General features: G+C 60.6%; 23 protein-coding genes. 17 read left to right on the top strand and 6 right to left on the bottom strand.

From position 1 onward, the window contains the following. Positions 1-7 precede the first annotated feature (7 nt). Positions 8-2,446, top strand: a complete 2,439-nt coding sequence (locus ACEN8Z_RS04630) for a penicillin-binding protein 1A (RefSeq protein WP_495598082.1) — start codon at positions 8-10, stop codon at positions 2,444-2,446. A 240-nt stretch (positions 2,447-2,686) separates the two neighbouring features. Here ACEN8Z_RS04630 and ACEN8Z_RS04625 read toward each other — a convergent pair whose 3' ends face one another. The 3 genes from ACEN8Z_RS04625 to rpmE form a co-directional block, all read right to left on the bottom strand. Continuing rightward, complete coding sequence (locus ACEN8Z_RS04625) at positions 2,687-3,955, bottom strand: malic enzyme-like NAD(P)-binding protein (RefSeq protein WP_007989306.1); 1,269 nt, start codon at positions 3,953-3,955, stop codon at positions 2,687-2,689. Between the two features lie 182 nt (positions 3,956-4,137). Beyond that, a complete protein-coding gene (locus tag ACEN8Z_RS04620) occupies positions 4,138-4,926 on the bottom strand; it encodes a thermonuclease family protein (protein ID WP_495596903.1) in 789 nt (262 codons plus the stop codon). A 35-nt stretch (positions 4,927-4,961) separates the two neighbouring features. Next, on the bottom strand, positions 4,962-5,180 hold the full coding sequence (gene rpmE / locus ACEN8Z_RS04615) for a 50S ribosomal protein L31 (RefSeq protein WP_007975586.1): 219 nt from the start codon (positions 5,178-5,180) through the stop codon (positions 4,962-4,964). A gap of 287 nt (positions 5,181-5,467) precedes the next feature. On the opposite strand from rpmE, the gene ACEN8Z_RS04610 reads away from it, so the two are divergent. The 10 genes from ACEN8Z_RS04610 to ACEN8Z_RS04565 all read left to right on the top strand — a co-directional run bounded on the left by ACEN8Z_RS04610 (position 5,468) and on the right by ACEN8Z_RS04565 (position 18,529). Continuing rightward, positions 5,468-7,687, top strand: coding sequence for a primosomal protein N' (locus ACEN8Z_RS04610; RefSeq protein ID WP_495596902.1), 2,220 nt, complete (start codon positions 5,468-5,470; stop codon positions 7,685-7,687). Between the two features lie 236 nt (positions 7,688-7,923). Further along, entirely contained in the window at positions 7,924-9,660 is a 1,737-nt protein-coding gene (argS, locus tag ACEN8Z_RS04605) for an arginine--tRNA ligase (RefSeq protein ID WP_495596901.1), read from the top strand. A gap of 1 nt (position 9,661) precedes the next feature. After that, the gene (locus ACEN8Z_RS04600) at positions 9,662-10,375 is read left to right on the top strand and encodes an SPOR domain-containing protein (RefSeq protein ID WP_007999206.1); all 714 of its coding nucleotides are present in this window, start codon (positions 9,662-9,664) and stop codon (positions 10,373-10,375) included. Positions 10,376-10,675: 300 nt separating this feature from the next. Continuing rightward, positions 10,676-11,206, top strand: a complete 531-nt coding sequence (gene hslV, locus ACEN8Z_RS04595; protein ID WP_007975582.1) for an ATP-dependent protease subunit HslV — start codon at positions 10,676-10,678, stop codon at positions 11,204-11,206. A gap of 54 nt (positions 11,207-11,260) precedes the next feature. Beyond that, positions 11,261-12,598, top strand: a complete 1,338-nt coding sequence (hslU, locus tag ACEN8Z_RS04590; RefSeq protein WP_108230756.1) for an ATP-dependent protease ATPase subunit HslU — start codon at positions 11,261-11,263, stop codon at positions 12,596-12,598. Between the two features lie 119 nt (positions 12,599-12,717). After that, positions 12,718-13,095, top strand: coding sequence for a gamma-butyrobetaine hydroxylase family protein (locus ACEN8Z_RS04585; RefSeq protein WP_007999201.1), 378 nt, complete (start codon positions 12,718-12,720; stop codon positions 13,093-13,095). 260 nt (positions 13,096-13,355) lie between these two features. After that, positions 13,356-15,035 carry a class II poly(R)-hydroxyalkanoic acid synthase gene (gene phaC / locus ACEN8Z_RS04580; protein WP_495596900.1) on the top strand — a complete coding sequence of 560 codons (1,680 nt, stop codon included), beginning with the start codon at positions 13,356-13,358 and terminating at the stop codon, positions 15,033-15,035. Between the two features lie 161 nt (positions 15,036-15,196). Beyond that, entirely contained in the window at positions 15,197-16,051 is an 855-nt protein-coding gene (phaZ, locus tag ACEN8Z_RS04575; protein ID WP_116264197.1) for a poly(3-hydroxyalkanoate) depolymerase, read from the top strand. Positions 16,052-16,166: 115 nt separating this feature from the next. Then, positions 16,167-17,849 (top strand): class II poly(R)-hydroxyalkanoic acid synthase, encoded by a 1,683-nt coding sequence (gene phaC, locus ACEN8Z_RS04570; protein ID WP_442096065.1) that lies wholly within the window; start codon positions 16,167-16,169, stop codon positions 17,847-17,849. A gap of 59 nt (positions 17,850-17,908) precedes the next feature. Further along, positions 17,909-18,529 carry a TetR/AcrR family transcriptional regulator gene (locus ACEN8Z_RS04565; protein ID WP_007998593.1) on the top strand — a complete coding sequence of 207 codons (621 nt, stop codon included), beginning with the start codon at positions 17,909-17,911 and terminating at the stop codon, positions 18,527-18,529. A 186-nt stretch (positions 18,530-18,715) separates the two neighbouring features. Here the strand turns inward: ACEN8Z_RS04565 and ACEN8Z_RS04560 are convergent, their stop codons facing one another. The 3 genes from ACEN8Z_RS04560 to ACEN8Z_RS04550 all read right to left on the bottom strand — a co-directional run bounded on the left by ACEN8Z_RS04560 (position 18,716) and on the right by ACEN8Z_RS04550 (position 20,518). Then, positions 18,716-19,564: a phasin family protein gene (locus tag ACEN8Z_RS04560; RefSeq protein ID WP_495596899.1), complete on the bottom strand. Its 849-nt coding sequence runs from the start codon at positions 19,562-19,564 to the stop codon at positions 18,716-18,718. A gap of 10 nt (positions 19,565-19,574) precedes the next feature. Then, positions 19,575-19,997, bottom strand: coding sequence for a phasin family protein (locus tag ACEN8Z_RS04555; RefSeq protein ID WP_007996278.1), 423 nt, complete (start codon positions 19,995-19,997; stop codon positions 19,575-19,577). A gap of 245 nt (positions 19,998-20,242) precedes the next feature. Beyond that, positions 20,243-20,518, bottom strand: coding sequence for a polyhydroxyalkanoic acid system family protein (locus ACEN8Z_RS04550; protein WP_495596898.1), 276 nt, complete (start codon positions 20,516-20,518; stop codon positions 20,243-20,245). A gap of 155 nt (positions 20,519-20,673) precedes the next feature. Between ACEN8Z_RS04550 and ubiE the strand changes: the two genes are divergently transcribed. From ubiE to ACEN8Z_RS04520, 6 genes are all read left to right on the top strand, one after another. Beyond that, positions 20,674-21,444: a bifunctional demethylmenaquinone methyltransferase/2-methoxy-6-polyprenyl-1,4-benzoquinol methylase UbiE gene (ubiE, locus tag ACEN8Z_RS04545; RefSeq protein ID WP_007989286.1), complete on the top strand. Its 771-nt coding sequence runs from the start codon at positions 20,674-20,676 to the stop codon at positions 21,442-21,444. Next, positions 21,444-22,067: a ubiquinone biosynthesis accessory factor UbiJ gene (locus ACEN8Z_RS04540; RefSeq protein WP_495596897.1), complete on the top strand. Its 624-nt coding sequence runs from the start codon at positions 21,444-21,446 to the stop codon at positions 22,065-22,067. Before ubiE ends, ACEN8Z_RS04540 begins: the two co-directional genes overlap by 1 nt. Then, positions 22,064-23,668: a ubiquinone biosynthesis regulatory protein kinase UbiB gene (gene ubiB / locus ACEN8Z_RS04535; RefSeq protein ID WP_007996283.1), complete on the top strand. Its 1,605-nt coding sequence runs from the start codon at positions 22,064-22,066 to the stop codon at positions 23,666-23,668. The genes ACEN8Z_RS04540 and ubiB overlap by 4 nt, the downstream gene beginning before the upstream one ends. 81 nt (positions 23,669-23,749) lie before the next feature. Further along, positions 23,750-24,151 (top strand): phosphoribosyl-AMP cyclohydrolase, encoded by a 402-nt coding sequence (gene hisI / locus ACEN8Z_RS04530; RefSeq protein ID WP_007989281.1) that lies wholly within the window; start codon positions 23,750-23,752, stop codon positions 24,149-24,151. Next, on the top strand, positions 24,144-24,476 hold the full coding sequence (locus ACEN8Z_RS04525; protein WP_007952422.1) for a phosphoribosyl-ATP diphosphatase: 333 nt from the start codon (positions 24,144-24,146) through the stop codon (positions 24,474-24,476). Before hisI ends, ACEN8Z_RS04525 begins: the two co-directional genes overlap by 8 nt. Positions 24,477-24,501: 25 nt before the next feature. After that, positions 24,502-24,774 (top strand): twin-arginine translocase TatA/TatE family subunit, encoded by a 273-nt coding sequence (locus tag ACEN8Z_RS04520; RefSeq protein WP_007989280.1) that lies wholly within the window; start codon positions 24,502-24,504, stop codon positions 24,772-24,774. The last annotated feature ends 7 nt before the right edge of the window (positions 24,775-24,781 follow it).

Below are 24,781 nucleotides of genomic sequence, written 5' to 3'. Positions count from 1 at the left end.
AGCCTTGATTCGTCTGCTGAAGTTTTTCGGTTGGTCCTTCGTCGCGGTTTTCTGCGGACTCCTTCTGGGTCTGAGCGGGGCGTACCTTTACCTTAGTCCCGGGTTACCGTCCGTGGAGGCGCTGAGAAGCATCCAGTTGCAGATTCCATTGCGGGTCTACAGCAGCGACAACAAGTTGATCGCAGAATTTGGCGAAATGCGCCGCACGCCGATCCGTTTCGCCGACATTCCCCCCAATTTCATCAATGCGTTACTAAGTGCTGAAGACGATAATTTCGCCAACCACTACGGCGTCGATCCGAGCAGCCTGATGCGTGCCGCGACCCAGCTGGTCAAAAGTGGACACATCCAGTCCGGCGGCAGCACCATCACCATGCAGGTGGCGAAGAACTTCTTCCTGAGCAGCGAACGCAGCTTCTCGCGCAAAACCACCGAAATTCTCCTGGCCCTGCAGATCGAACGGCAGCTGACCAAGGACGAGATCCTCGAGCTGTACGTCAACAAGATCTACCTGGGTAACCGTGCGTACGGCATCGAGGCGGCGGCACAGGTGTATTACGGCAAGTCGATCCGCGATGTCAGCCTGGCGCAGATGGCGATGATTGCCGGCCTGCCCAAGGCACCGTCGCGCTTCAACCCGCTGGCCAACCCGGCGCGCAGCAAGGAGCGTCGCGACTGGATCCTGGGGCGCATGTACAAGCTCGGCAAAATCACCGAGGCCGATTACACCGCGGCGATCAACGAACCGCTGAACGCCAGCTATCACGTGCCGACCCCGGAAGTGAACGCCCCGTACATCGCCGAAATGGCCCGTGCCGAAATGGTCGGACGTTATGGCAGCGACGCCTATACCGAAGGCTTCCGCGTCACCACCACCGTACCGAGCGACCTCCAGGAACTGGCCAACACCGCGGTCCACGAAGGCCTTATGACCTACGATCAGCGCCACGGCTATCGCGGCCCCGAGTCGCGGCTGCCGGGCAAGACTCGCGAAGCCTGGGCAATCGAGCTGACCAAACAACGCACCATCAGCAGCCTGGAACCGGCCATCGTGACCCAGGTCGACAAGAACGGCCTGCAAGTGCTGACTCGCACCGGCCAGGAACACGTGAGCTGGGACACCATGAAGTGGGCCCGGCCGTTCCTGAATACCAACAGCCTGGGTGCCAATCCGAAACAACCATCGGACGTGGCCCAGGTCGGCGATCTGATTCGCGTGCAGCGTCAGCCGGACAATTCGCTGAAGTTCAGCCAGATCCCGCAGGCCCAGGGCGCGCTGGTGTCCCTGGACCCACAGAACGGTGCTATTCGTGCGCTGGTCGGCGGTTTCGCCTTCGAGCAGAGCAACTACAATCGCGCATTGCAGGCCAAGCGCCAGCCGGGCTCGAGCTTCAAGCCGTTTGTCTACGCCGCCGCACTGGATAGCGGCTACACCGCCTCCAGCCTGGTGAACGACGCGCCGATCGTGTTCGTCGACGAGTACCTGGACAAGGTCTGGCGTCCAAAGAACGACACCAACACCTTCCTCGGCCCGATTCGCCTGCGTGAAGCGCTGTACAAGTCGCGCAACCTGGTGTCGATCCGCTTGCTGCAAGCGATGGGCGTAGGCAAGACCATCGACTACATCACTCGCTTCGGCTTCAACAAACAGGACCTGCCACCCAACCTGTCCCTGGCGCTGGGCACCGCGACCCTGACGCCAATGGAAATCGCCACCGGCTGGAGCACCTTCGCCAACGGCGGCTACAAGATCACCCCGTACATCATCGACAAGATCGAAAGCCGCAACGGCGACACGCTGTTCGTCGCCAACCCGCCAAGCGTGCCCAAGGGTGGCGCAGCGAGTGACGGCATTGCTGCACCGGTCGCCGAGGCCTTCACGGTCAACGTGACGCCGGGTGAAGCCCCGGGCACCACGCCGGCGCCACAAGCTCCGGCCGTGGCCGAACGCATCGTCGACGGACGTACCACCTTCATTCTCAACAGTATGCTTGAGGACGTGATCAAGCTCGGCACCGGTCGCCGCGCGCTGGCCCTGGGCCGCCCTGACATTGCCGGCAAGACCGGCACGACCAACGAATCGAAGGACGCCTGGTTCTCCGGTTACAACGCCGATTACGTGACGACCGTGTGGACCGGTTTCGATCAGCCGGAAAGCCTGGGCCGCAAGGAATTCGGCGGCACCGTCGCGCTGCCGATCTGGATGAACTACATGGGCGCTGCGCTCAAAGGCAAACCGCCGCACACGCAGCCAGAGCCGGAAGGCATCCTGAGCCTTCGAGTCGACCCGGTCAGCGGGCGCGCAGCCAGCCCGGGCACGCCTGGCGCCTATTTCGAGCTGTTCAAGGCTGAAGACACGCCCCCGTCGGTCAACGAACTGGGCAACGGCAATGTACCGGGTAGCCCGCTGCCGGCGGATGAAGCGGCGCCGATCGATTTGTTCTGATTGCAGCAATGATGAAAAGCCCCGCCTTCGAGAGAAATGCGGGGCTTTTTATTGCCTGCCAGTTTTGCATTGATGGGTCCGGCCTCTTCGCGAGCAAGCCCGCTCCCACAGGAGAATGCGTTCCAATGTGGGAGCGGGCTTGCTCGCGAAGAGGTCGTCACAGACACCACAAAAACCACAGGCATAAAAAAACCCCGGCACAATCAAGAGCCGGGGTTTTCGGTTGAACGCTACAACAGCTTAGCCGTTGAACACGTCATCCACGCTTTTCAGCGGGTAGTTCTTCGGATACGGCAGGGTCGCCACACCGGTCTCGATGGCGGCTTTAGCCACGGCATCGGAGATCAGGGTGATCAGACGGGCATCCATTGGCTTCGGAATGATGTACTCACGGCCGAACTCCAGCTTGATGCCGCCGTAGGCGTCGCACACTTCCTGAGGCACTGGCAGCTTGGCCAGTTCACGCAGGGCGTTGGCCGCAGCCACTTTCATTTCTTCGTTGATGCGCTTGGCGCGAACGTCCAGGGCACCACGGAAGATGAACGGGAAGCCCAGTACGTTGTTGACCTGGTTCGGGTAGTCGGAACGACCGGTGGCCATGATCACGTCGCTACGGGTGGCGTGTGCCAGCTCCGGGGAGATTTCCGGATCAGGGTTGGAGCACGCGAACACGATCGGGTTGGCCGCCATGGACAGCAGGCCTTCAGGGCTCAGCAGGTTCGGGCCGGACAGGCCTACGAACACGTCAGCGCCTTGCAGGGCGTCAGCCAGGGTGCGCTTGTCGGTCGCATGAGCGAACACAGCCTTGTACTGGTTCAGGTCGTCACGACCGGAGTGGATCACGCCGGTACGGTCGACCATGTAGATGTTTTCGATGTTGGCGCCCATGCTCACCAGCAACTTCATGCAGGAGATGGCAGCAGCACCGGCACCCAGGCAGACGATCTTGGCTTCCGGCAGGGTTTTGCCAGCGATTTCCAGGGCGTTGATCATGCCGGCGGCCGTCACGATCGCGGTGCCGTGCTGGTCATCATGGAATACCGGAATATCGCATTGCTCGATCAGAGCGCGTTCGATTTCAAAGCACTCGGGTGCCTTGATGTCTTCCAGGTTGATGCCACCGAAGGTGATGGAGATGCGCTTGACGGTGTCGATGAAGGCTTGCGGGCTTTCGGAGTCGACTTCGATGTCGAAAACGTCGATGCCGGCGAAGCGCTTGAACAGTACGCCTTTACCTTCCATCACTGGCTTGGAAGCCAATGGGCCGAGGTTACCCAGGCCGAGAATCGCGGTGCCATCGGAAATGACTGCAACCAGGTTGCCTTTGCCGGTGTACTTGTAGGCCAGTTCAGGATCGCGGGCGATCTCGCGTACTGGTTCGGCTACGCCCGGGCTGTAGGCCAGCGACAGGTCGCGAGCGGTAGCAGTGGCCTTGGTGAGCTCGACACTCAGCTTCCCTGGACGAGGATTGGCATGATATTCGAGAGCGGCAGTTTTCAGATCAGACATTTTGGCATTCCGCTTTTACTGTTGGACAGACTGGTCAGCGAGGATACGCGCCTCGCAAAGTCCCCACAAGACTGACCGGTCACCCCTGTCAAGCGCCTTGCCCTACGACTTTGGGCCAAGAGCCACGGAACATAAGGGATAGACTGTTCACAATCGAAAGAAAAAATGTCTACAATTTTTTATCACTGCGCAACTTGGAGCATCGCCGGATCAGTCAAGGGTAACATCCAGCGCGCCTGCCCCTCCTTGAGACCACCTTTGCGCGAGCGATCCAGCACCCAGCCGCGCGCCTCGACTTGCTTGCCCGCGAGACTTTCCAGCGAATTCACATCGAAACGCGCCAGCAGATTGGGTGCAACGCGTAATACAACCGAATCCTGCAACTCGATCCAAACCCCGCCGCGATTACGCTGCACCTTGCTCACACGACCGCTGAGCACGGCAAAACCGGAGTTAGTGATCTGCTCCGCTTTCAGTATAGGTGACTGGCGCCATAACCCGAGCCCGGCCTGACGCGCACTGCGCTCAGCCGCTTGCTGACAGGCGACCAGATCGACATTCGGTGCCACGGCCACTTGAAAACCCAGGCCTTCGGCGAGCATTTGCGCTTCGAGGTTGGCGCCATCGGCACCGTAGACGTGGGCCAGGGTGCGGCCGTAATGGTCTTGGCTTTCTTTGCCTGGCAGCAAACCGACTTGCCCGTCGCTCGCCGCCACCAGGGCTTCGAGTCGCTTGCGCGCCGCCACGGCGAACGGCTCGTCGGAGCGGCCCTTCTTGCCCAGCTCCGGTGTGTTCAAGCCGATCATGCGCACGCTGCGACCATCGCTCAAGCGCAGGGTGTCACCATCCACGACTCGCTGCACCGCAACCTTGGCCAGATCGCCGGGGGCCGGGCAAAAGGCCTGGGCGGCGGAAAGCCAGATCGCGGACATAAAAAAGGCGCCCGCAAGGGACGCCTTTTTCATCAGCATGGAAAAACCGCAGCGGCTTCCCAAGTTGATCGGCCTTAGGCCTTTTTCGCGCCGAAAGCACCGAAACGGTCGGCGAACTTCTGAACGCGACCACCGGTGTCCAGAGTCTTCTGCTTACCGGTGTAGAACGGGTGGCATTCGTTGCAAACGTCGATCGCCAGGGCTTTGCCGAAGGTCGAACGGGTTTCGAACTTGTTGCCGCAGCTGCAGGTAACAGCAACTGCCGGGTATTCTGGATGGATATCAGCTTTCATGGTGTTTTCCTCGGGCTAGCGTGCCGCCACCCAACACTATTGTTGAATACCGCACGTAATTAGGCCGCGGATTCTACCAGACAATCCCGTTCACGCAAGCTGTCCCTGAGACCGACCGTCTGCTAGGCTCCCGGCCCAATACGCGGTCCCTGTGGGGGCGGGCTTGCTCGCGATGAGGGCGTGTCAGTCAGCATATATGTTGCCTGACACGACGCTATCGCGAGCAAGCTCACTCCCACAGGGGACATGCAACCCCGCTTTTATCTTCCGCTGATCGAGATCCCCGCGTGCCCGACGCCATTCTGCGCCTCGCCCTGCCTTCGCCGCTGCGCCGCCTGTTCGATTACCGTGCTCCGGCCGGCGTCCTGCGCGCCCAGTTGCACCCCGGCATGCGCTTGCGGGTGCCGTTCGGCCGGCGCGAGATGATCGGGATCCTGGTGGAAGTCACCAACACCAGCGAAGTGCCGGCCGAGAAACTCAAGCCGGCCCTGGCCCTGCTCGATGCCACGCCACCGCTGCCGCCCACGCTGTTCAAGCTGTGCCTGTGGACGTCCCAGTATTATCAGCACAGCCTCGGCGACACCTTGAGCTGGGCGCTGCCGGTGCTGCTGCGCCAGGGTGAGCTGGCCGAAGCGCGCCAGGAACGCTTCTGGTCCGCCGCGCCGGGCGCCAGCCTCGATGATCCGCGCATCGCCCGCGCCCCGCGCCAGCGCGAAGCCCTGGCCACGCTGGCCCAGCATCCCCACGGCGTCGCCCATCAACTGCTTAGCAAACTGATGCTGAGCAAGGACAGCCTGGATTTGCTGCTGGCCAAGGAACTGGTGCAGGTCGAGGTCCGCCGACACGCCCCGGGCGTACGCCACGAACACTGGCTGGCGCAACCGGAACTGCCGCTGAACCCGGAGCAACGTGCCGCCTATGAGGCAATTCGCGCCGGCTTCGACAGTTACCACGCATTCCTGCTGGCCGGCGTCACCGGCAGCGGCAAGACCGAAGTCTATTTGCAGTTGATCCGCGAAACCCTTGAGGCCGGCAAGCAGGCACTGGTGTTGATCCCGGAAATCAACCTCGGCCCGCAGACCCTGGCGCGCTTCGAGCAGCGTTTCAATGCCCGCATCGCGTTGATCCATTCGGCGGTCAATGACCGCGAACGCCTCGATGCCTGGCTGGCCGCCCGAGACGGTGAGGCCGACATCATTATCGGCACCCGCTCGGCCCTGTTCACGCCAATGAAAAACCCCGGCCTGATCATCATCGACGAAGAGCACGACGGCTCCTATAAACAGCAGGAAGGTTTGCGCTACCACGCCCGCGATCTGGCACTGGTGCGGGCGCGACAGGAAAACATCCCGATTGTCCTCGGCTCCGCCACCCCTTCGCTGGAAAGCCTGCACAACGCCTACACCGGCCGGTACGGGCTGCTGCGCCTGAATGAGCGCGCCGGCGGCGCCAAACAGCCACGCTTCCTGCGCCTGGACGTCAAAAGCCGCCCGCTGGACAGCGGCATCTCCGGCCCCATGCAACAAGCCATCGGCCAGACCCTGGCCGCCGGGCAACAAGTCCTGGTGTTCCTCAACCGCCGCGGCTTCGCCCCGACCCTGCTGTGCCATGACTGTGGCTGGATGTCCGAGTGCCAGCGCTGCGATGCGCGAATGACCGTGCATCAGCGTCACGGCGAGTTGCGCTGCCACCATTGCGGCTACGTCGAACGCGTGCCGCGCCAGTGCCCGAAGTGCAACAAGGTCGATTTGCGCCCCGTCGGCGCCGGCACCGAACGGGCCGAGGAACGCCTGGCGATCCTGTTCCCGGACTATCCGGTACTGCGGGTCGACCGCGACAGCACGTCGCGCAAGGACGCGATGAACCAGTTGTTCGCGACCATTCAAAAAGGTCAGCCGTGCATTTTGATCGGCACGCAAATGCTTGCCAAAGGTCACCACTTTCCACGGGTGACACTGGTGTCGATCCTCGACGCCGACGGCGGCCTGTTCTCAGGTGACTTCCGCGCCAGCGAGCGCATGGCTCAGTTGATCGTCCAGGTCGCCGGCCGCGCAGGTCGCGCCGAAGAGCCGGGCAAAGTGATTATCCAGACGCACCTGGCCGACCATCCGCTGCTGGTGCAACTGACCGAGCAAGGCTACTTCGCCTTCGCCGAGCAGGCTTTGAGCGAACGTCGTGCGGCCGGGCTGCCGCCGTTTGCACACCTGGCGCTGTTGCGGGCCGAGGCGCACAAACCGGGCCAGGCCGAAGGTTTCCTCGATGAGGCGTGCAGCGAGGCCGAACGTTTGCTGGCCGAGCAGAATCTGACCGGCATCGAATTGCTGGGACCGGTGCCGGCGCCGATGGAGCGCCGGGCCGGGCGCTATCGTGCGCAGTTGTTGTTGCAGGCTACGGCCCGGGCACCGTTGCATCGATTGCTTGCCAGCTGGTTGTTGGTGCTGGAGCAGATGCCGAGCGGGCGGGCGGTGCGCTGGTCGCTGGATGTTGATCCTGTGGATTTGTATTGATTTCAAAACCGTAATCGCGAGCAAGCTCGCTCCCACAATGGCTTTTCAGTGGAAATACAATTTGTGTCCACCACAAAACCTGTGGGAGCGAGCTTGCTCGCGATTGCGGTCAAATTGTCACCACACATCCACATCCTGCCTGCTAAGGTTGGCAAGCCCGTCTTCGCAACGGATAATGCCCAGTTTTTCCACCAGCGCATGATGCGCCGCCGCGCCTGCGGTCGAAAGAGAAGACCATGAAAGACACCATTCGCCAGCTGATCCAACAAGCCATCACCCAACTCGTCAACGAAGGTGTGTTGCCTGAAGGCCTGTCGCCGGCGATCCAGGTGGAAAACTCCCGCGACAAGAAGAACGGCGATTTCGCCAGCAACATCGCGATGATGCTGGCCAAGCCTGCGGGCATGAAGCCGCGTGACCTGGCGGAAAAAATCATTGCCGCGCTGCCGGCTGACGAAAACATCTCCAAGACCGAAATCGCCGGCCCTGGCTTCCTGAACTTCTTCCAGAACACCGATGCCCTGGCTTCGCGCCTGGACGCGGCCCTGGCCGACGCCAACATCGGCGTACGCAAAACCGGCCCACTGCAGCGCACTGTGGTTGACCTGTCGGCACCGAACCTGGCCAAAGAGATGCACGTCGGCCACCTGCGCTCGACCATCATCGGCGACGGCGTGGCCCGCGTGCTGGAATTCCTCGGTGACACCGTTATCCGTCAGAACCACGTCGGCGACTGGGGCACCCAGTTCGGCATGCTGATGGCTTATCTGCAGGAAAACCCGATCACCAGCGACGAGCTGTCGGACCTGGAGAACTTCTACCGCGCCGCCAAGCAACGCTTCGACGAGTCCGCAGAGTTCGCCGACCGCGCCCGCGGCCTGGTGGTCAAGCTGCAGGCCGGCGATGCCGAGTGCCTGGCACTGTGGACCAAGTTCAAGGACATCTCGCTGTCCCACTGCCAGAAGATCTACGAACTGCTCAACGTCAAACTGACCATGGCCGACGTGATGGGCGAAAGCGCCTACAACGACGACCTGATCAACGTGGTCAACGACTTGAAGGCGGCGGGCATGCTGGTCGAGAGCAACGGCGCCCAGTGCGTGTTCCTCGACGAGTTCAAGAACGCCGATGGCGACCCGCTGCCGGTAATCATCGTCAAGGCTGACGGCGGCTACCTCTACGCCACCACCGACTTGGCCGCCGTGCGCTACCGCAGCGGCAAGCTCAAGGCCGATCGCGCGCTGTACTTCGTTGACCAGCGTCAGGCCCTGCACTTCCAGCAAGTGTTCGCCGTAGCGCGCAAGGCTGGCTTCGTGACCCATCCGATGGAAATGGAACACATGGGCTTCGGCACCATGAACGGCGCTGACGGCCGTCCGTTCAAGACCCGTGATGGCGGCACCGTGAAGCTGATCGACCTGCTGACCGAAGCCCAGGAGCGCGCCTACACGCTGGTCAAGGACAAGAACCCGGAGCTGGCCGAAGCCGAGCTGCGCAACATCGCCAAGGTGGTGGGCATCGGCGCGGTGAAATACGCCGACCTGTCCAAGCACCGCACCAGCGACTACAGCTTCAACTTCGACCTGATGCTCAACTTCGAAGGCAACACCGCGCCGTACCTGCTGTACGCCTACACCCGCGTGGCCGGCGTGTTCCGCAAACTCGGCAAGGACTTCAGCGAAGTGGAAGGACAAATCGTCCTCGAAGCGGCGCATGAACATGAGCTGGCAGCGAAACTGGCGCAGTTTGGCGAAACCCTGAACAACGTGTCCGAAAAAGGCACCCCGCACATCCTCTGCACTTACCTGTACGACGTCGCCGGCCTGTTCTCCAGCTTCTACGAGAACTGCCCGATCCTCGCCGCCGATACCCCGGCACAGATGCAGAGCCGCCTGCGCCTCGCCGCGCTGACCGGGCGCACCCTCAAGCAAGGCCTGGAACTCTTGGGCCTGGAAACTCTGGAGCGTATGTAAGTTGGCTGCCAAGAAAAAACCTGCACCCAAGCGTGGCGCCAGCCGTTACCAAGCTCCTGCAAAGCAACCGATCCCGGGCTGGCTGTGGATGGCCATCGGCCTGACGGTCGGCGCGTTCATCGTATTTCTGATGAAGCTGGAACCGGGCAAGGGCAGCGACACGGTCAAGCGTGAAAAAGTCGAGCAACAGCAACAGCAGAAAGCCAGCAAGATCGCCGAGGCCAACAAGACCCCGCCGAGCCCGACGCAACCGGTGAAACCGAAGTACGACTTCTACACCTTGCTGCCGGAATCGGAAGTCATCGTGCCGCCGGATGCCGTGCCGGAAAAAACCCTGCCGACGCCGCAAGTGCCGGCCATCCCGACAACGCCGGTCACCCCGGCCGAAGCGGCGAAGATCGACACGGCTCGCGCCCAGGCAGCCCTGGCCGGGATCACGCCTCCGCCAGCACCACCGGTCAAGGCCGCGCCTGTGACGAAATTTTTCCTGCAGGCCGGTTCGTTCCGCAAAGAAACCGATGCGGACAAGGTGCGGGCGCAGATCATCCTGCTGGGTCAGGCTGTCTCGGTTGAGTCCGGCACGGTGAAGGACGAAACCTGGTATCGGGTGCTGGTCGGTCCGTTCAGCAACCGCGAACAACTGACCACCGCCCAGAAACAACTGGCCGGCGCGGGCTTCAGCAATCTGTTGTTACAACAACGCCAGAGCCGCTGAAATCAATAATGACTAGCAAATAGCTGCTTTTGTGGCGAGGGAGCTTGCTCCCGCTGGAGTGCGCAGCACTCCCAAAACCTGCAACCACGGTTCACTAGACAGACCGTGGAGACTGTGTTTGTGGCTGCTTCGCAGCCAAGCGGGAGCAAGCTCCCTCGCCACAATTGTTTCAGCGGCAACCTGTCACCATCGCTGAGCACCACTCGTCCCCTCTTCCGCTACGCAGTTGAAATCCACTCCACCACCCCCATATGAATGGGCATAAGGCATTTTCGCCCCCGCTGCGTGGAGACTCTTCCCTTGACCACCATCGTTTCAGTTCGCCGCCACGGCAAAGTCGTCATGGGCGGCGACGGCCAGGTTTCCCTCGGCAATACCGTGATGAAAGGCAACGCGAAAAAAGTTCGTCGCCTGTACCACGGCCAGGTCATCGCCGGGTTTGCCGGCGCTACCGCTGACGCCTTTACCCTCTTCGAACGTTTCGAAGGCCAGCTTGAAAAACACCAGGGTCACCTGGTGCGCGCCGCTGTCGAACTCGCCAAAGAATGGCGCACCGACCGCTCCCTGAGCCGTCTCGAAGCCATGCTTGCGGTCGCCAACAAAGACGCCTCCCTGATCATCACCGGCAACGGTGATGTGGTTGAACCGGAAGACGGCCTGATCGCCATGGGTTCCGGTGGCGCCTACGCCCAGGCCGCCGCCAGCGCACTGCTGAAAAAGACCGACCTGTCAGCCCGGGAAATCGTCGAAACAGCTCTCGGCATCGCCGGCGACATCTGCGTATTCACCAACCACACCCAGACCATTGAGGAGCAGGACTGCGCCGAGTAAGTCCGTGCAGCCACCGCACCACGGCTCATTCTTGCTTGAGGTCCACTGAATATTATGTCCATGACTCCCCGTGAAATCGTCCACGAACTCAACCGCCACATCATCGGCCAGGACGATGCCAAGCGCGCCGTCGCCATTGCCCTGCGCAACCGCTGGCGCCGCATGCAGCTACCTGAAGAGCTGCGCGTTGAAGTCACGCCAAAGAACATCCTGATGATCGGCCCGACCGGTGTCGGTAAAACCGAGATCGCCCGTCGCCTGGCCAAACTGGCCAATGCGCCATTTATCAAGGTCGAAGCGACCAAGTTCACCGAAGTCGGCTATGTCGGCCGCGATGTCGAGTCGATCATTCGTGACCTGGCCGACGCCGCGATCAAGCTGCTGCGCGAACAGGAAATCGTCAAGGTTCGCCACCGCGCCGAAGATGCCGCCGAAGAGCGCATCCTCGACGCCCTGCTGCCACCGGCACGCATGGGTTTCAGCAACGACGACGCCCCGACTGCCGACTCCAACACCCGCCAGCTGTTCCGCAAGCGCCTGCGCGAAGGCCAGCTGGATGACAAGGAGATCGAGATCGAAGTCGCCGAAATGGCCGGCGTCGATATCTCCGCGCCACCGGGCATGGAAGAAATGACCAACCAGTTGCAGAGCCTGTTCGCCAACATGGGCAAGGGCAAGCGCAAGAGCCGCAAACTCAAGGTCAAGGAAGCGCTCAAGCTGGTGCGTGACGAAGAAGCCAGCCGCCTGGTCAACGATGAAGAGTTGAAGGCCAAGGCCCTGGAAGCGGTCGAGCAGCACGGCATCGTGTTCATCGACGAAATCGACAAGGTCGCCAAGCGTGGCAACTCCGGTGGCGTCGATGTGTCCCGCGAAGGCGTGCAGCGTGACTTGCTGCCGCTGATCGAAGGCTGCACCGTCAACACCAAACTGGGCATGGTCAAGACCGACCACATCCTGTTCATTGCTTCCGGTGCGTTCCACCTGAGCAAGCCGAGCGACTTGGTGCCCGAGCTGCAAGGCCGTCTGCCGATTCGTGTCGAACTCAAGGCCCTGAGCCCTGAAGATTTCGAACGCATCCTCAGCGAGCCTCACGCCTCGCTCACCGAGCAATACTGCGCACTGCTGAAAACCGAAGGCCTGGGCATCGAGTTCCAGCCGAGCGGCATCAAGCGCATCGCCGAGATCGCCTGGCAGGTCAACGAGAAAACCGAAAACATCGGCGCCCGTCGCCTGCACACCTTGCTTGAGCGCCTGCTTGAAGAGGTGTCGTTCAGCGCCGGCGACCTGGCCAGTGTCCATGACGACAAGGTGATCCTGATCGACGCCGACTACGTCAACAGCCACCTGGGCGAATTGGCGCAGAACGAAGACCTGTCCCGTTATATCCTGTAAGCCATACTTGTAGGAGCGAGCTTGCTCGCGATGGTGTGTCAGTCGACATTGATGCAACTGATCGACCATCGCGAGCAAGCTCGCTCCTACAGGGTTCCATCCAAAACGGAACGGCGTTCATGACCCAACTCCCCACCGACATCAAGCTGCACAAAGCCTCGAAAACCCTGTCGCTGAAATACGCGTCCGGCGAGGAATACACCCTGCCCGCCGAGTTCCTGCGCGTGCATTCTCCTTCCGCCGAGGTCCAGGGCCACGGCAAACCCATCCTGCAATTTGGCAAGATCAACGTAGGCCTGACCAAAGTGGAACCGGCCGGTCAGTACGCACTGAAACTGACCTTCGATGACGGTCACGACAGCGGCCTGTTCACCTGGGAATATCTCTACGAACTGGCGCGACGTTATGACGCACTCTGGGAAGACTATCTGGCCGAGCTGAAAGCCGCCGGAAAAACCCGCGACCCGAACGAATCCGTCGTCAAGCTGATGCTCTAATCCGAGCCTCTTGCTCTTTAGAGGGCATTTTCTAATTTCATCTGTTTGAATGCTTGGCCGCGAGGTCAGTCATTGGCCTGCTTGCGAAAAAAATTAAACTCGGGTAACCAATGGAACTGGCAAGTTCCCTGCAGTGCTCTCTGTGAATTAAAAAGCAGCGATGCAGAATTAACGGTCACCCGAGCAGTAGTACCTGGCATTGGCTGTGTGACTACACAGCAGGACCCCGGTACTCGTCTCAGGACAATGGAGCGTCGTAGATGAGTAACAAGAATAACGATGACTTGAAGTATCAGGCCTCGGAAAACACCTTGGGACTGAATCCTGTCGTTGGGCTGCGTGGAAAAGATCTACTGGGTTCTGCTCGAATGGTGCTCAGGCAGGCCATCAAACAACCGGTGCACAGCGCCAGGCATGTCGCTCATTTCGGCCTTGAACTCAAGAACGTGCTGTTCGGCAAATCCGAGCTTCAACCGACCAGCGATGACCGTCGCTTCGCGGATCCGGCCTGGAGCCAGAACCCGCTCTACAAACGTTATCTGCAAACCTACCTGGCGTGGCGCAAGGAACTCCACGACTGGATCGATGAGAGTAACCTCTCGCCCAAAGACGTTGCCCGTGGCCACTTCGTGATCAATCTTGTGACTGAAGCCATGGCTCCAACCAACACCGCCGCCAATCCGGCAGCGGTCAAGCGCTTCTTCGAAACCGGCGGTAAAAGCCTGCTCGATGGTCTCTCGCATCTGGCCAAGGACATGGTGCACAACGGCGGCATGCCGAGCCAGGTCAACATGGGTGCGTTCGAGGTCGGCAAAACCCTCGGCGTGACCGAAGGTGCGGTGGTGTTCCGCAACGATGTGCTGGAACTGATCCAGTACAAGCCGATCACCGAACAGGTCTACGAGCGTCCATTGCTGGTGGTTCCGCCGCAGATCAACAAGTTCTATGTGTTCGACCTGAGCCCTGAAAAGAGCCTGGCGCGCTTCTGCCTGCGCAGCAATGTGCAGACCTTCATCGTCAGCTGGCGAAATCCGACCAAGGAGCAGCGCGAGTGGGGCCTGTCGACCTACATCGAGGCGCTCAAGGAAGCGGTCGACGTGGTCACCGCCATCACCGGCAGCAAAGACGTGAACATGCTTGGCGCCTGCTCCGGTGGCATCACCTGCACCGCGCTGCTGGGCCACTACGCCGCGATCGGCGAGAGCAAGGTTAATGCTCTCACCCTGCTGGTAAGCGTACTGGACACCACCCTGGACAGTGACGTGGCGCTGTTCGTCGACGAACAGACTCTCGAATCCGCCAAGCGCCACTCGTATCAGGCCGGAGTACTCGAAGGCAAGGACATGGCCAAGGTCTTCGCCTGGATGCGTCCGAACGATCTGATCTGGAACTATTGGGTCAACAACTACCTGCTGGGCAACGAACCGCCGGTTTTCGACATCCTGTTCTGGAACAATGACACCACACGGTTACCGGCAGCGTTCCACGGCGATCTGATCGAAATGTTCAAAAGCAACCCATTGATTCGCCCGAATGCACTGGAAGTGTGCGGCACCGCCATTGACCTGAAGCAGGTGACGGCCGACATCTTTTCCCTGGCCGGCACCAGCGACCACATCACTCCGTGGAAGTCCTGCTACAAGTCGGCGCAACTGTTCGGCGGCAATGTTGAATTCGTGCTGTCCAGCAGCGGGCATATCCAGAGCATCCTGAACCCGCCGGGCAATCCGAAATCCCGTTACATGACCAGTACCGAAATGGCGACCACTGCCGAGGAGTGGCAAGAGAACTCCACCAAGCACACCGATTCCTGGTGGCTGCACTGGCAGACCTGGCAGGCCCAGCGCTCGGGCAACCTGAAAAAAGCTCCGCTGAAACTGGGCAACAAAGCCTACCCGGCGGGCGAAGCTGCACCGGGCACTTATGTACACGAGCGATAACTGACACACCCGCCCCTGTAGGAGCGAGCTTGCTCGCGATGGACGTTAACGATAACGCGTTCTTTCCGGATTAACGCGTTGCGCTTGAGTTCATCGCGAGCAAGCTCGCTCCTACAGGGGATGGGGAAGAATTCGAGAGAACGACCCACAGGGCCAGAAGCATGCCGCAACCCTTCATATTCCGTACCGTCGATCTGGATGGCCAGACGCTCCGCACGGCGGTACGCCCCGGCAAGCCTCACTTGACGCCCCTGCTGATTTTCAACGGCATTGGCGCCAACCTGGAGCTGGTGTTCCCGTTCGTCGCGGCGCTGGATCCGGACCTGGAAGTCATCTGCTTCGACGTACCCGGTGTCGGTGGTTCGTCGACGCCGAACCGGCCATATCGTTTTCCGAGCCTGGCGAAACTCACGGCGCGGATGCTCGACTATCTCGACTACGGGCAGGTCAACGTCATCGGCGTGTCCTGGGGTGGCGCCCTGGCCCAACAGTTCGCTTACGACTATCCGGAGCGCTGCAAGAAACTCGTGCTGGCGGCGACGGCGGCGGGTGCGGTGATGGTGCCGGGCAAACCGAAAGTGTTGTGGATGATGGCCAGCCCGCGACGTTACATCCAGCCGTCCCACGTGATCCGCATTGCGCCGATGATCTACGGTGGCTCGTTCCGTCGCGACCCGACGCTGGCCGCGAGCCATGCGGCCAAGGTGCGCTCAGCGGGCAAGCTCGGTTACTACTGGCAGCTGTTCGCCGGCCTCGGCTGGACCAGCATTCACTGGCTGCACAAGATCCGCCAGCCGACCCTGGTACTGGCCGGCGACGATGATCCACTGATTCCGTTGATCAACATGCGCCTGCTGGCCTGGCGGATTCCCAACGCCCAGTTGCACATCATCGATGACGGGCATCTGTTCCTGATTACCCGGGCCGAAGCGGTGGCCCCGATCATCATGAAATTCCTGGAGGAGGAGCGCCAGCGCGCGGTGATGCACCCGCGTCCGGCGCCATTGGGCGGCTAAAGCGCTGCATCAACGGTCGGCAGGACGCCACGCCGCGCAACAACCCGTTACAGCGTCTATGGTGTTCTGGTTCGGTGTATTTGTTTTTAGCCTGAAGACGAAGGAGTGTTGACTCATGCGCGAGAAACCAGCGAGGGATTCCTTACCGACTCCCGCCGCGTTCATCAATGCACAGAGTGCGATTACCGGCCTGCGCGGCCGGGATCTGGTGTCGACCCTGCGCAGTGTGGCCGCCCATGGCTTGCGCAATCCGCTGCACAGCGCCCGGCATGCCCTCAAACTCGGCGGTCAGCTTGGCCGTGTGCTGCTGGGTGAGACCCTGCACCCGACCAACCCGCAGGACACTCGCTTCGCCGACCCGGCATGGAGCCTCAACCCGTTTTATCGCCGTAGCCTGCAGGCCTATCTGAGCTGGCAGAAACAGGTCAAGAGCTGGATCGACGAGAGCAACATGAGCCCGGACGACCGCGCCCGCGCCCACTTCGCTTTCGCCTTGCTCAATGACGCCGTATCGCCATCCAACACCCTGCTCAATCCACTGGCGGTCAAGGAACTGTTCAATTCCGGTGGCAGCAGCCTGGTACGTGGCATCAGCCATTTAGTGGACGACCTGCTGCACAACGATGGCCTGCCCCGTCAAGTCACCAAGCAAGCGTTCGAGGTTGGCAAGACAGTCGCCACCACCACCGGTGCCGTGGTGTTTCGCAACGAACTGCTGGAATTGATCCAGTACAAGCCGATGAGCGAAAAGCAGTATTCCAAGCCCCTGCTGGTGGTTCCGCCGCAAATCAACAAGTACTACATTTTCGACCTGAGCCCCCACAACAGCTTCGTCCAGTACGCCCTGAAAAACGGTCTGCAAACCTTCATGATCAGCTGGCGCAACCCGGATGTGCGTCACCGCGAATGGGGGCTCTCGACCTACGTGGAAGCCGTGGAAGAAGCCATGAATGTGTGCCGGGCGATCACCGGCGCACGCGAGGTCAACCTGATGGGCGCCTGCGCCGGCGGGCTGACCATTGCCGCGCTGCAGGGCCACTTGCAGGCCAAACGGCAGCTGCGCAGGGTCTCCAGCGCAACTTATCTGGTAAGCCTGCTCGACAGTCAGATGGACAGCCCCGCTACGCTGTTCGCCGACGAACAGACTCTGGAGGCTGCCAAGCGTCGCTCCTATCAACGGGGTGTACTGGACGGCCGCGACATGGCCAAGGTCTTCGCCTGGATGCGTCCCAACGATTTGATCTGGAGCTACTTCGTCAACAACTACCTGTTGGGCAAGGAGCCACCGGCGTTCGACATTCTCTACTGGAACAACGACAACACGCGCCTGCCGGCCGCCCTGCATGGCGACCTGCTGGACTTCTTCAAGCACAACCCGCTGACCCACCCGGGCGGACTGGAAGTGTGCGGCACGCCGATCGATTTGCAGAAGGTCACCGTCGACAGCTTCAGCGTCGCCGGCATCAACGATCACATCACGCCATGGGATGCGGTGTATCGCTCTACGCTGCTGCTCGGTGGCGAGCGACGCTTCGTGCTGTCCAACAGCGGTCATGTACAGAGCATCCTCAATCCGCCGAGCAACCCGAAAGCCAACTACGTCGAGAACGGCAAACTGAGCAGCGACCCCCGTGCCTGGTACTACGACGCCAAGCATGTCGACGGCAGTTGGTGGACCCAATGGCTGGGCTGGATTCAGGAACGCTCCGGTGCGCAGAAGGAAACCCACATGGCGCTCGGCAACCAGAACTACCCACCGATGGAGGCAGCACCCGGCACTTACGTGCGCGTGCGCTGACGTTCAACGAGCCACGGCCTATGCCGGCCGTGGCAAGACCCGATCATTAAGAAGACTGGATGAAAACCCGCGACCGGATCCTCGAATGTGCCCTGCAGTTGTTCAATCAAAAGGGCGAACCGAATGTCTCCACCATGGAAGTTGCCAATGAAATGGGCATCAGCCCGGGCAACCTCTACTACCACTTCCACGGCAAGGAACCGCTGATTCTCGGGCTGTTCGAGCGCTTTCAGGGCGAACTGGCCCCCTTGCTCGATCCACCGGCCGATGTCGAACTGGCACCCGAAGATTACTGGCTGTTCCTGCACCTGATCGTCGAACGCCTGTCCCACTACCGGTTTCTTTTCCAGGACCTGTCGAACCTCGCCGGGCGCCTGCCGAAACTGGCCAAGGGCATTCGCAACCTGCTCAATGCACTCAAGCGCACACTGGCGTCGCTGCTGGCGCGACTGCAGGCGCAAGGGCTGCTGGTCAGCGATACCCAGGCACTGGGGCAACTGGTGGAACAGATCACCATGACCCTGCTGTTTTCACTGGACTATCAGCGGATTCTCGACCGCGAAGGCGAGGTGCGGCTGGTGGTTTACCAGATCATGATGCTGGTCGCGCCACACTTGCTGGCGCCGATCAAGGCTGCCACCGAACAGATGGCGATGGAGTATCTGGAGGACCACGAATAACCCTGGTCACAACTAACCCTGTAGGAGCGAGCTTGCTCGCGAAAAAGGTACAGCCGACGCTACTCAGCGCCTGCAATACCATCGCGAGCAAGCTCGCTCCTACAGTGGGTCTGTGTTGCCCTCAAATTTCGCACAAACAAAAACGCCCGGCCTGTGAAGGCCGGGCGTTTTCTTGAGCCCTGAAAATCAGGACTGACTGGTTGGCGTCGATGGAGTTGGCGCGGCAGTCGGGGTGACAGCAGGGGTTGGCGCGGTCGCGGAGTTCGAAGCGCTGACCGGAGCTGCCGGGGTTGCCGGTTTGGCAGCTGCCACTGCTGGTTTTGGCGCGGCGGCTTTTGGAGCTGCCGGCTTCTTCACTGCAGGTTTTTTCGCAACAGCAGGCTTGGCTGCTGGCTTGGCCGCTGCAGTTTTTGCTGCAGGCTTGGCGGCCGGTTTAGCCGCTGGTTTGGCGACGGCCGGTTTGGCGGCGGCCTTGGCGGCGGCTGGTTTGGCCGCTGCAGTTTTAGCCGCCGGCTTGGCAGCAGGTTTAGCTGCCGCTTTTGCCAGTGGCTTGGCAGCAGTTTTGGCGGCCGGTTTCGCAGCAGGCTTGGCCGCCGCGGTTTTCGCCGCAACAGGCGCAACCTTGGCACCGGTCAGTTTTTCGATTTGCTTGGTCAGGGTATCGACCTTGCTGTGCAGTGCTTTGACTTCGTTGCGGCTCGGCACGCCCAAACGCGAAATGGCGCTGTTCAGGCGCTTGTCGAAAGCCCCTTCCAGCTCGTCCCACTTGCCCAGTGCACGATCTTTCACGCCGCTGATGCGCGATTTGGCCGAAGAAGCAGAGTCCTTGGCGGCGTCGACAGTTTTGCCAACAGCGCTCTTGGTCAGCTTCTCGGCTTTCTCGCCGTCCTTTACCAATGCATCGAAGAGCTTGCTGCCGTCAGTGTCGATCTTCGAGTACACGCCTAAGCCAGCCAGCCAGATTTTGCGGGAGTAGTCTTCGACTTTCCCGATCCACGAGCTGCCTTCTTTTTCAGTATTCTTTTTGCCAGCCATCCCGTTCTCCTTAAGATTTACGCGCGACACGTTCGAGCAATGCCGTCAGCTCATCGAGCTTAGCAGAGAGTGTCTCAACGTCATGTTTAGACGGAATGCCGATACGATTCAAGGCACTTGCGACACGCGTGTCGAACGCCTTCTCGACCTTGTCGAGTTGAACTTCGACCTTGCCTTTGAAAGTGCTCACTTCACTCTTGGCTTCATCGATCTCGGCATTCGCCGCTTCAAGTTTCTCCGCGACTACTTTTTTGCCTTTCTTTTCAACAACCTGACCAGCCTTGATCAGCTCTTGAAAGTATTCGCTGCCCTCTTGGCCGACCTTGGTGTAGGCACCCAGGCCTGCCAGCCAGATCTTGCGGGCATAGGATTTGACGTCGCTCAGCGTGCCGCTCGATGCGTCAGTTTTTTTCTTCAAAATAGCTTTGGCCATGGTGCACCTCACGCGCAGAAGGTTTGAGGAACTGCCCGGATAAGTGTCGGGCTCTGGCACAAAGTAGGGAGAAAAATTAGAAACGGCACCCTAACAACTGACATAAACCTTTGAGAGCACCGCAAACTGAATGTGGGAGCGGGCTTGCTCGCGAAAGCGATCTGTCATTCAACTTTGATATTGACTGACCTGACGCCTTCGCGAGCAAGCTCGCTCCCACAGGTGATCTCATTTCAACCAGAAAATCAGACCAGGACCTTGTCCAGCGCCTTTTCTATTTCCGCTTTGATCATGCCGCTCATGGCCGACATCATCAGGCCCAGTTCCACTTCGACACGAATCGAATCCTCGGCGACATGCACCGCACCCTTCACACCCGGGCGTTTGAGGTTCAGGGTATCGCCGGACCACTGCGGCTCCAGGCCATACTGATCCGCAAGTTTCTGCGCCAGCTTGTCGGCCTTCTCGCGAGCCGCTTCCTTACCCAGGCCATGGGCACGTTCAACACTAATACGGGCCATCAAATGACTCCTGCTTTATGGATGCTTTCCCGAGGCATCTTGACCTCTGCTGCGTCAAAACGTCCCGATGGTTGCGCATCTTACCTTCAGCCTTGCCAAGACAAAGCATGCCTTGGGGATTAGAATGTCGCGCATTCTCTTTTGGTGACAGCGATATGACTGATCAGCGCAAAGGCAGCGATGCCGAACCCACCACACACTTCGGCTTCAAAAACGTTCCGGAAAGCCAGAAAGCGGAAAAAGTCGCTGAGGTTTTCCACTCGGTAGCCGCCAAGTACGACCTGATGAACGACCTTCTGTCGGGCGGCATGCACCGTCTGTGGAAGCGTTTCGCGATCGAATTGTCGGGCGTGCGCACCGGTAACCGCGTGCTGGACATCGCCGGCGGTACAGGCGATCTGACCAGAAAATTCTCGCACCTGGTCGGCCCGACCGGCCAGGTCGTATTGGCCGACATCAACGAATCCATGCTCAAGGTCGGTCGTGACCGCCTGCTGGACCTCGGTGTGGCCGGCAACGTCGAATTCGTCCAGGCCGATGCGGAGAAACTGCCGTTCCCGGATAACCATTTCGACTGCGTGACCATCGCCTTCGGCCTGCGCAACGTGACCCACAAGGAAGATGCCCTGCGCTCGATGCTGCGCGTGCTCAAGCCGGGTGGCCGTTTGCTGGTGCTGGAATTCTCCAAGCCGACCAACGCGCTGATGTCCAAGGCCTACGACGCCTACTCGTTCGCCTTCATGCCGCTGATGGGCAAGCTGATCACCAACGACTCGGAAAGCTATCGCTACCTGGCCGAATCGATCCGCATGCACCCGAACCAGGAAACCCTGAAGTCGATGATGGTCGAGGCCGGTTTCGACCGCGTGACCTATCACAACATGACCGCAGGCATCGTTGCCCTGCACCGTGGCATCAAGCCCTGATGCTGCTCGCCGGCCTGCTTGCCAGCGTTGAACTCGGCCTGAACCGGGTGCTGCGTCTCGACAGCACGGCGCTGCCGCGGCTGGCGCATTTGAGCGGCCGGGTGATTGCCGTCGATTGCCGCAGCCCGGCGCTGCAACTGTTCATCCTGCCCAGCGACGAAGGCCTGATGCTCGCCTCCCAGTGGGAAACGGGCGCCGACTGCACGTTGCGTGCACCGGCCTCGAGCCTGTTGAAACTGGCGATGAGCAAGGACAAGACTGCCGTCCTGCACAACCCGGAAGTCGAGCTCGACGGCGACAGCGGTGTGCTGCTGCAACTGGCGGCGATCCTTCAGGACCTCGAACTGGACTGGGAGTACGAACTCTCGCGCTGGCTGGGCCCCGTGGCCACGCAACTGGTCGGCGGTCACCTGCGCAGTCGCGCCCGCTGGTATCAGCAAGGCTTTGCCAGCCTGGGCCAGAACCTGGGCGAATACCTGGCCGAAGAATCGCGCACCCTTGTCGGTCAGCGCGAAGCCGAAGCCCGATTCAGTGAACTGGACCAGATCAAACTCGATCTTGAACGTCTCGAGGCGCGTTTCGAGCGCCTTTCCCGATCCCTCGACCCAAGCGATAACGCATGAAGCTGCTTGCCGTCCGCCGTTTGTTGCGCATCCAGCGCGTCGTGATCCGCTACCGCCTCGATGACCTGCTGTTCGCCCTGCCGCTGCCCTGGTTCCTGCGGGCACTGCGTTACGCGTTGCCGTGGCGCTGGTTCCCGCGCAAGACCCTGGACCTGAGCCGTGGCGCGCGCTTGCGTCTGGCGTTGCAGGACCTGGGGCCGATTTTCATCAAGTTCGGGCAGATCCTGTCCACCCGTCGCGACCTGCTGCCAGAAGACATCGCCGATGAGCTGATGCTGTTGCAGGACCGCGTGCCGCCGTTCGATTCGCAGGTGTCGGTCAAGCTGATCGAAGAACAGCTGGGCAAGAAAATCAGCGACGTGTTCAGCCGCTTCGATGTCGAGCCGCTGGCCTCGGCCTCGGTGGCGCAGGTGCATGCCGCGCAACTGAAAACCGGTGAAGAAGTGGTGGTCAAGGTGATCCGGCCGGGCCTCAAGCCGGTGATCGCCCAGGACCTGGCGTGGCTGTTCATCCTCGCCCGCGCCGCTGAAAAAGTCTCCGCCGACGCACGCCTGCTGCACCCGGTGGACGTGGTCAGCGATTACGAAAAAACCATCTACGACGAACTCGACCTGTTGCGCGAGGCGGCCAACGCCAGCCAGTTGAAGCGCAACTTCGACGGTTCGCCGCTGCTCTATGTGCCGCAAGTCTACTGGGACTGGTGCCGGCCGAAAGTGCTGGTAATGGAGCGCATCTACGGCATTCAGGTCACCGATCTGGCGACCCTGGCCGACCAGCGCACCGACATGAAAATGCTCGCCGAACGCGGCGTGGAAATCTTCTTCACCCAGGTGTTCCGCGACAGTTTTTTCCATGCCGACATGCACCCTGGCAACATTTTCGTCAGCACCGTGAACCCGTGGAGCCCGCAATACATTGCGATCGACTGCGGCATCGTCGGCAGCCTGACCCCGGAAGACCAGGACTATCTGGCACGCAACCTGTTCGCCTTCTTCAAGCGCGATTACCGTCGCGTGGCGCAGTTGCACATCGATTCGGGCTGGGTGCCGGCGGAAACCAAACTCAACGAATTCGAAGCGGCGATCCGTACCGTGTGCGAGCCCATCTTCGAAAAACCATTGAAGGACATTTCCTTCGGTCAGGTGTTGATGCGCCTGTTCCAGACCGCGCGTCGCTTCAACATGGAAGTGCAGCCGCAGCTGGTCCTGCTGCAAAAAACCCTGTTGAACATCGAAGGCCTGGGCCGTCAGCTGTACCCGGACCTCGACTTGTGGAACACCGCGCAGCCGTTCCTCGAACGCTGGATGCGCGAGCGGGTCAGCCCCAAAGCCCTGCTCGGCAACGTGCACAGCCAGTTCGAGCAGATCCCGCACCTGGCCAACATGGCCCGCGACCTGCTTGAACGCATGTCCCAACCCCACGCCTACGACCCGCCGCCACCGTGGCATCGACGCCGGGACGACTGGTTCCTGCGCCTGCTCGGTACGGCCCATCTGGCCGGTGGCGCCATCCTTGCCGCTGGCGGGCCACTGAATCAGTTGGACTATTGGCCAGCTGGCATCATGATGGCCGTCGGTTTGTATCTGGTCGTTCGCCGATAGCCAGTTGTGTGAACGACTGGCACACTGTTTCAACGCCTGAGCTCGACTATTGAAGTGTGGAGCTCGCTGTCGGAGTCGAAGATGAAAAACTGGCTGGACGAGATCAAGTGGGACGCTGACGGCCTGGTGCCGGCTATTGCCCAGGATCACAAGACCGGGCGCGTCCTGATGATGGCCTGGATGAACCGCGAAGCACTGGAACTGACCGCTGCCGAGAACCGTGCGATTTACTGGTCGCGTTCCCGTGGCAAGCTGTGGCGCAAGGGCGAAGAGTCCGGCCATGTGCAAACCCTGCACGAGATGCGCCTGGACTGCGACGCCGACGTCATCATTCTGATGGTCGAGCAGATCGGTGACATTGCCTGCCATACCGGCCGCCAGAGCTGCTTCTATCGCGTCTACGAGAACGGCGACTGGACAACGGTCGACCCGGTCCTGAAAGATCCGCACGCCATCTATTCCGCAGGACACAAACATGAGTGACACTCTGACCCGTCTGGCCCAGGTACTGGAAGAGCGCAAAGGCGCCGCCGCCGACAGCTCGTATGTCGCCAGCCTGTACCACAAGGGCTTGAACAAGATTCTGGAAAAAGTCGGCGAAGAGTCGGTCGAAACCATCATTGCCGCCAAGGACGCCGCCGTCAGCGGCGACTGCAGCGATGTGATCTACGAAACCGCCGATCTGTGGTTCCACAGCATGGTCATGCTCGCCCAATTGGGGCAGCATCCACAGGCTGTACTCGATGAACTGGACCGTCGTTTCGGTCTCTCCGGACACGTTGAGAAAGCCTCGCGTCCGTCCGCCTGAATAACTATTAGAGAGGAGCAGCAGCATGGGCATTTTTGACTGGAAACACTGGATCGTCATCCTGGTTGTCGTGGTACTGGTATTCGGCACCAAGAAACTGAAAAACCTCGGCACTGACGTCGGCGAATCGATCAAGGGTTTCAAGAAAGCCATGAACGACGACGAAAAACCGGCCGACCCGAACGCGACCCCGGCCCAACCGGTTCCGCCGGTACAGCCACAGGCCTCTGTGAACCAGCCGCACACCATCGACGTGCAGGCACAGAAAGTCGAAGAGCCGATCCGCAAAGACGTGTGAGCGCAGA

Source organism: Pseudomonas sp. Pseusp10 (genome assembly GCF_059492225.1).
The sequence above is the reverse complement of the archived record's forward strand: the minus strand, read 5'-3'. Positions and strand labels throughout refer to the sequence as shown.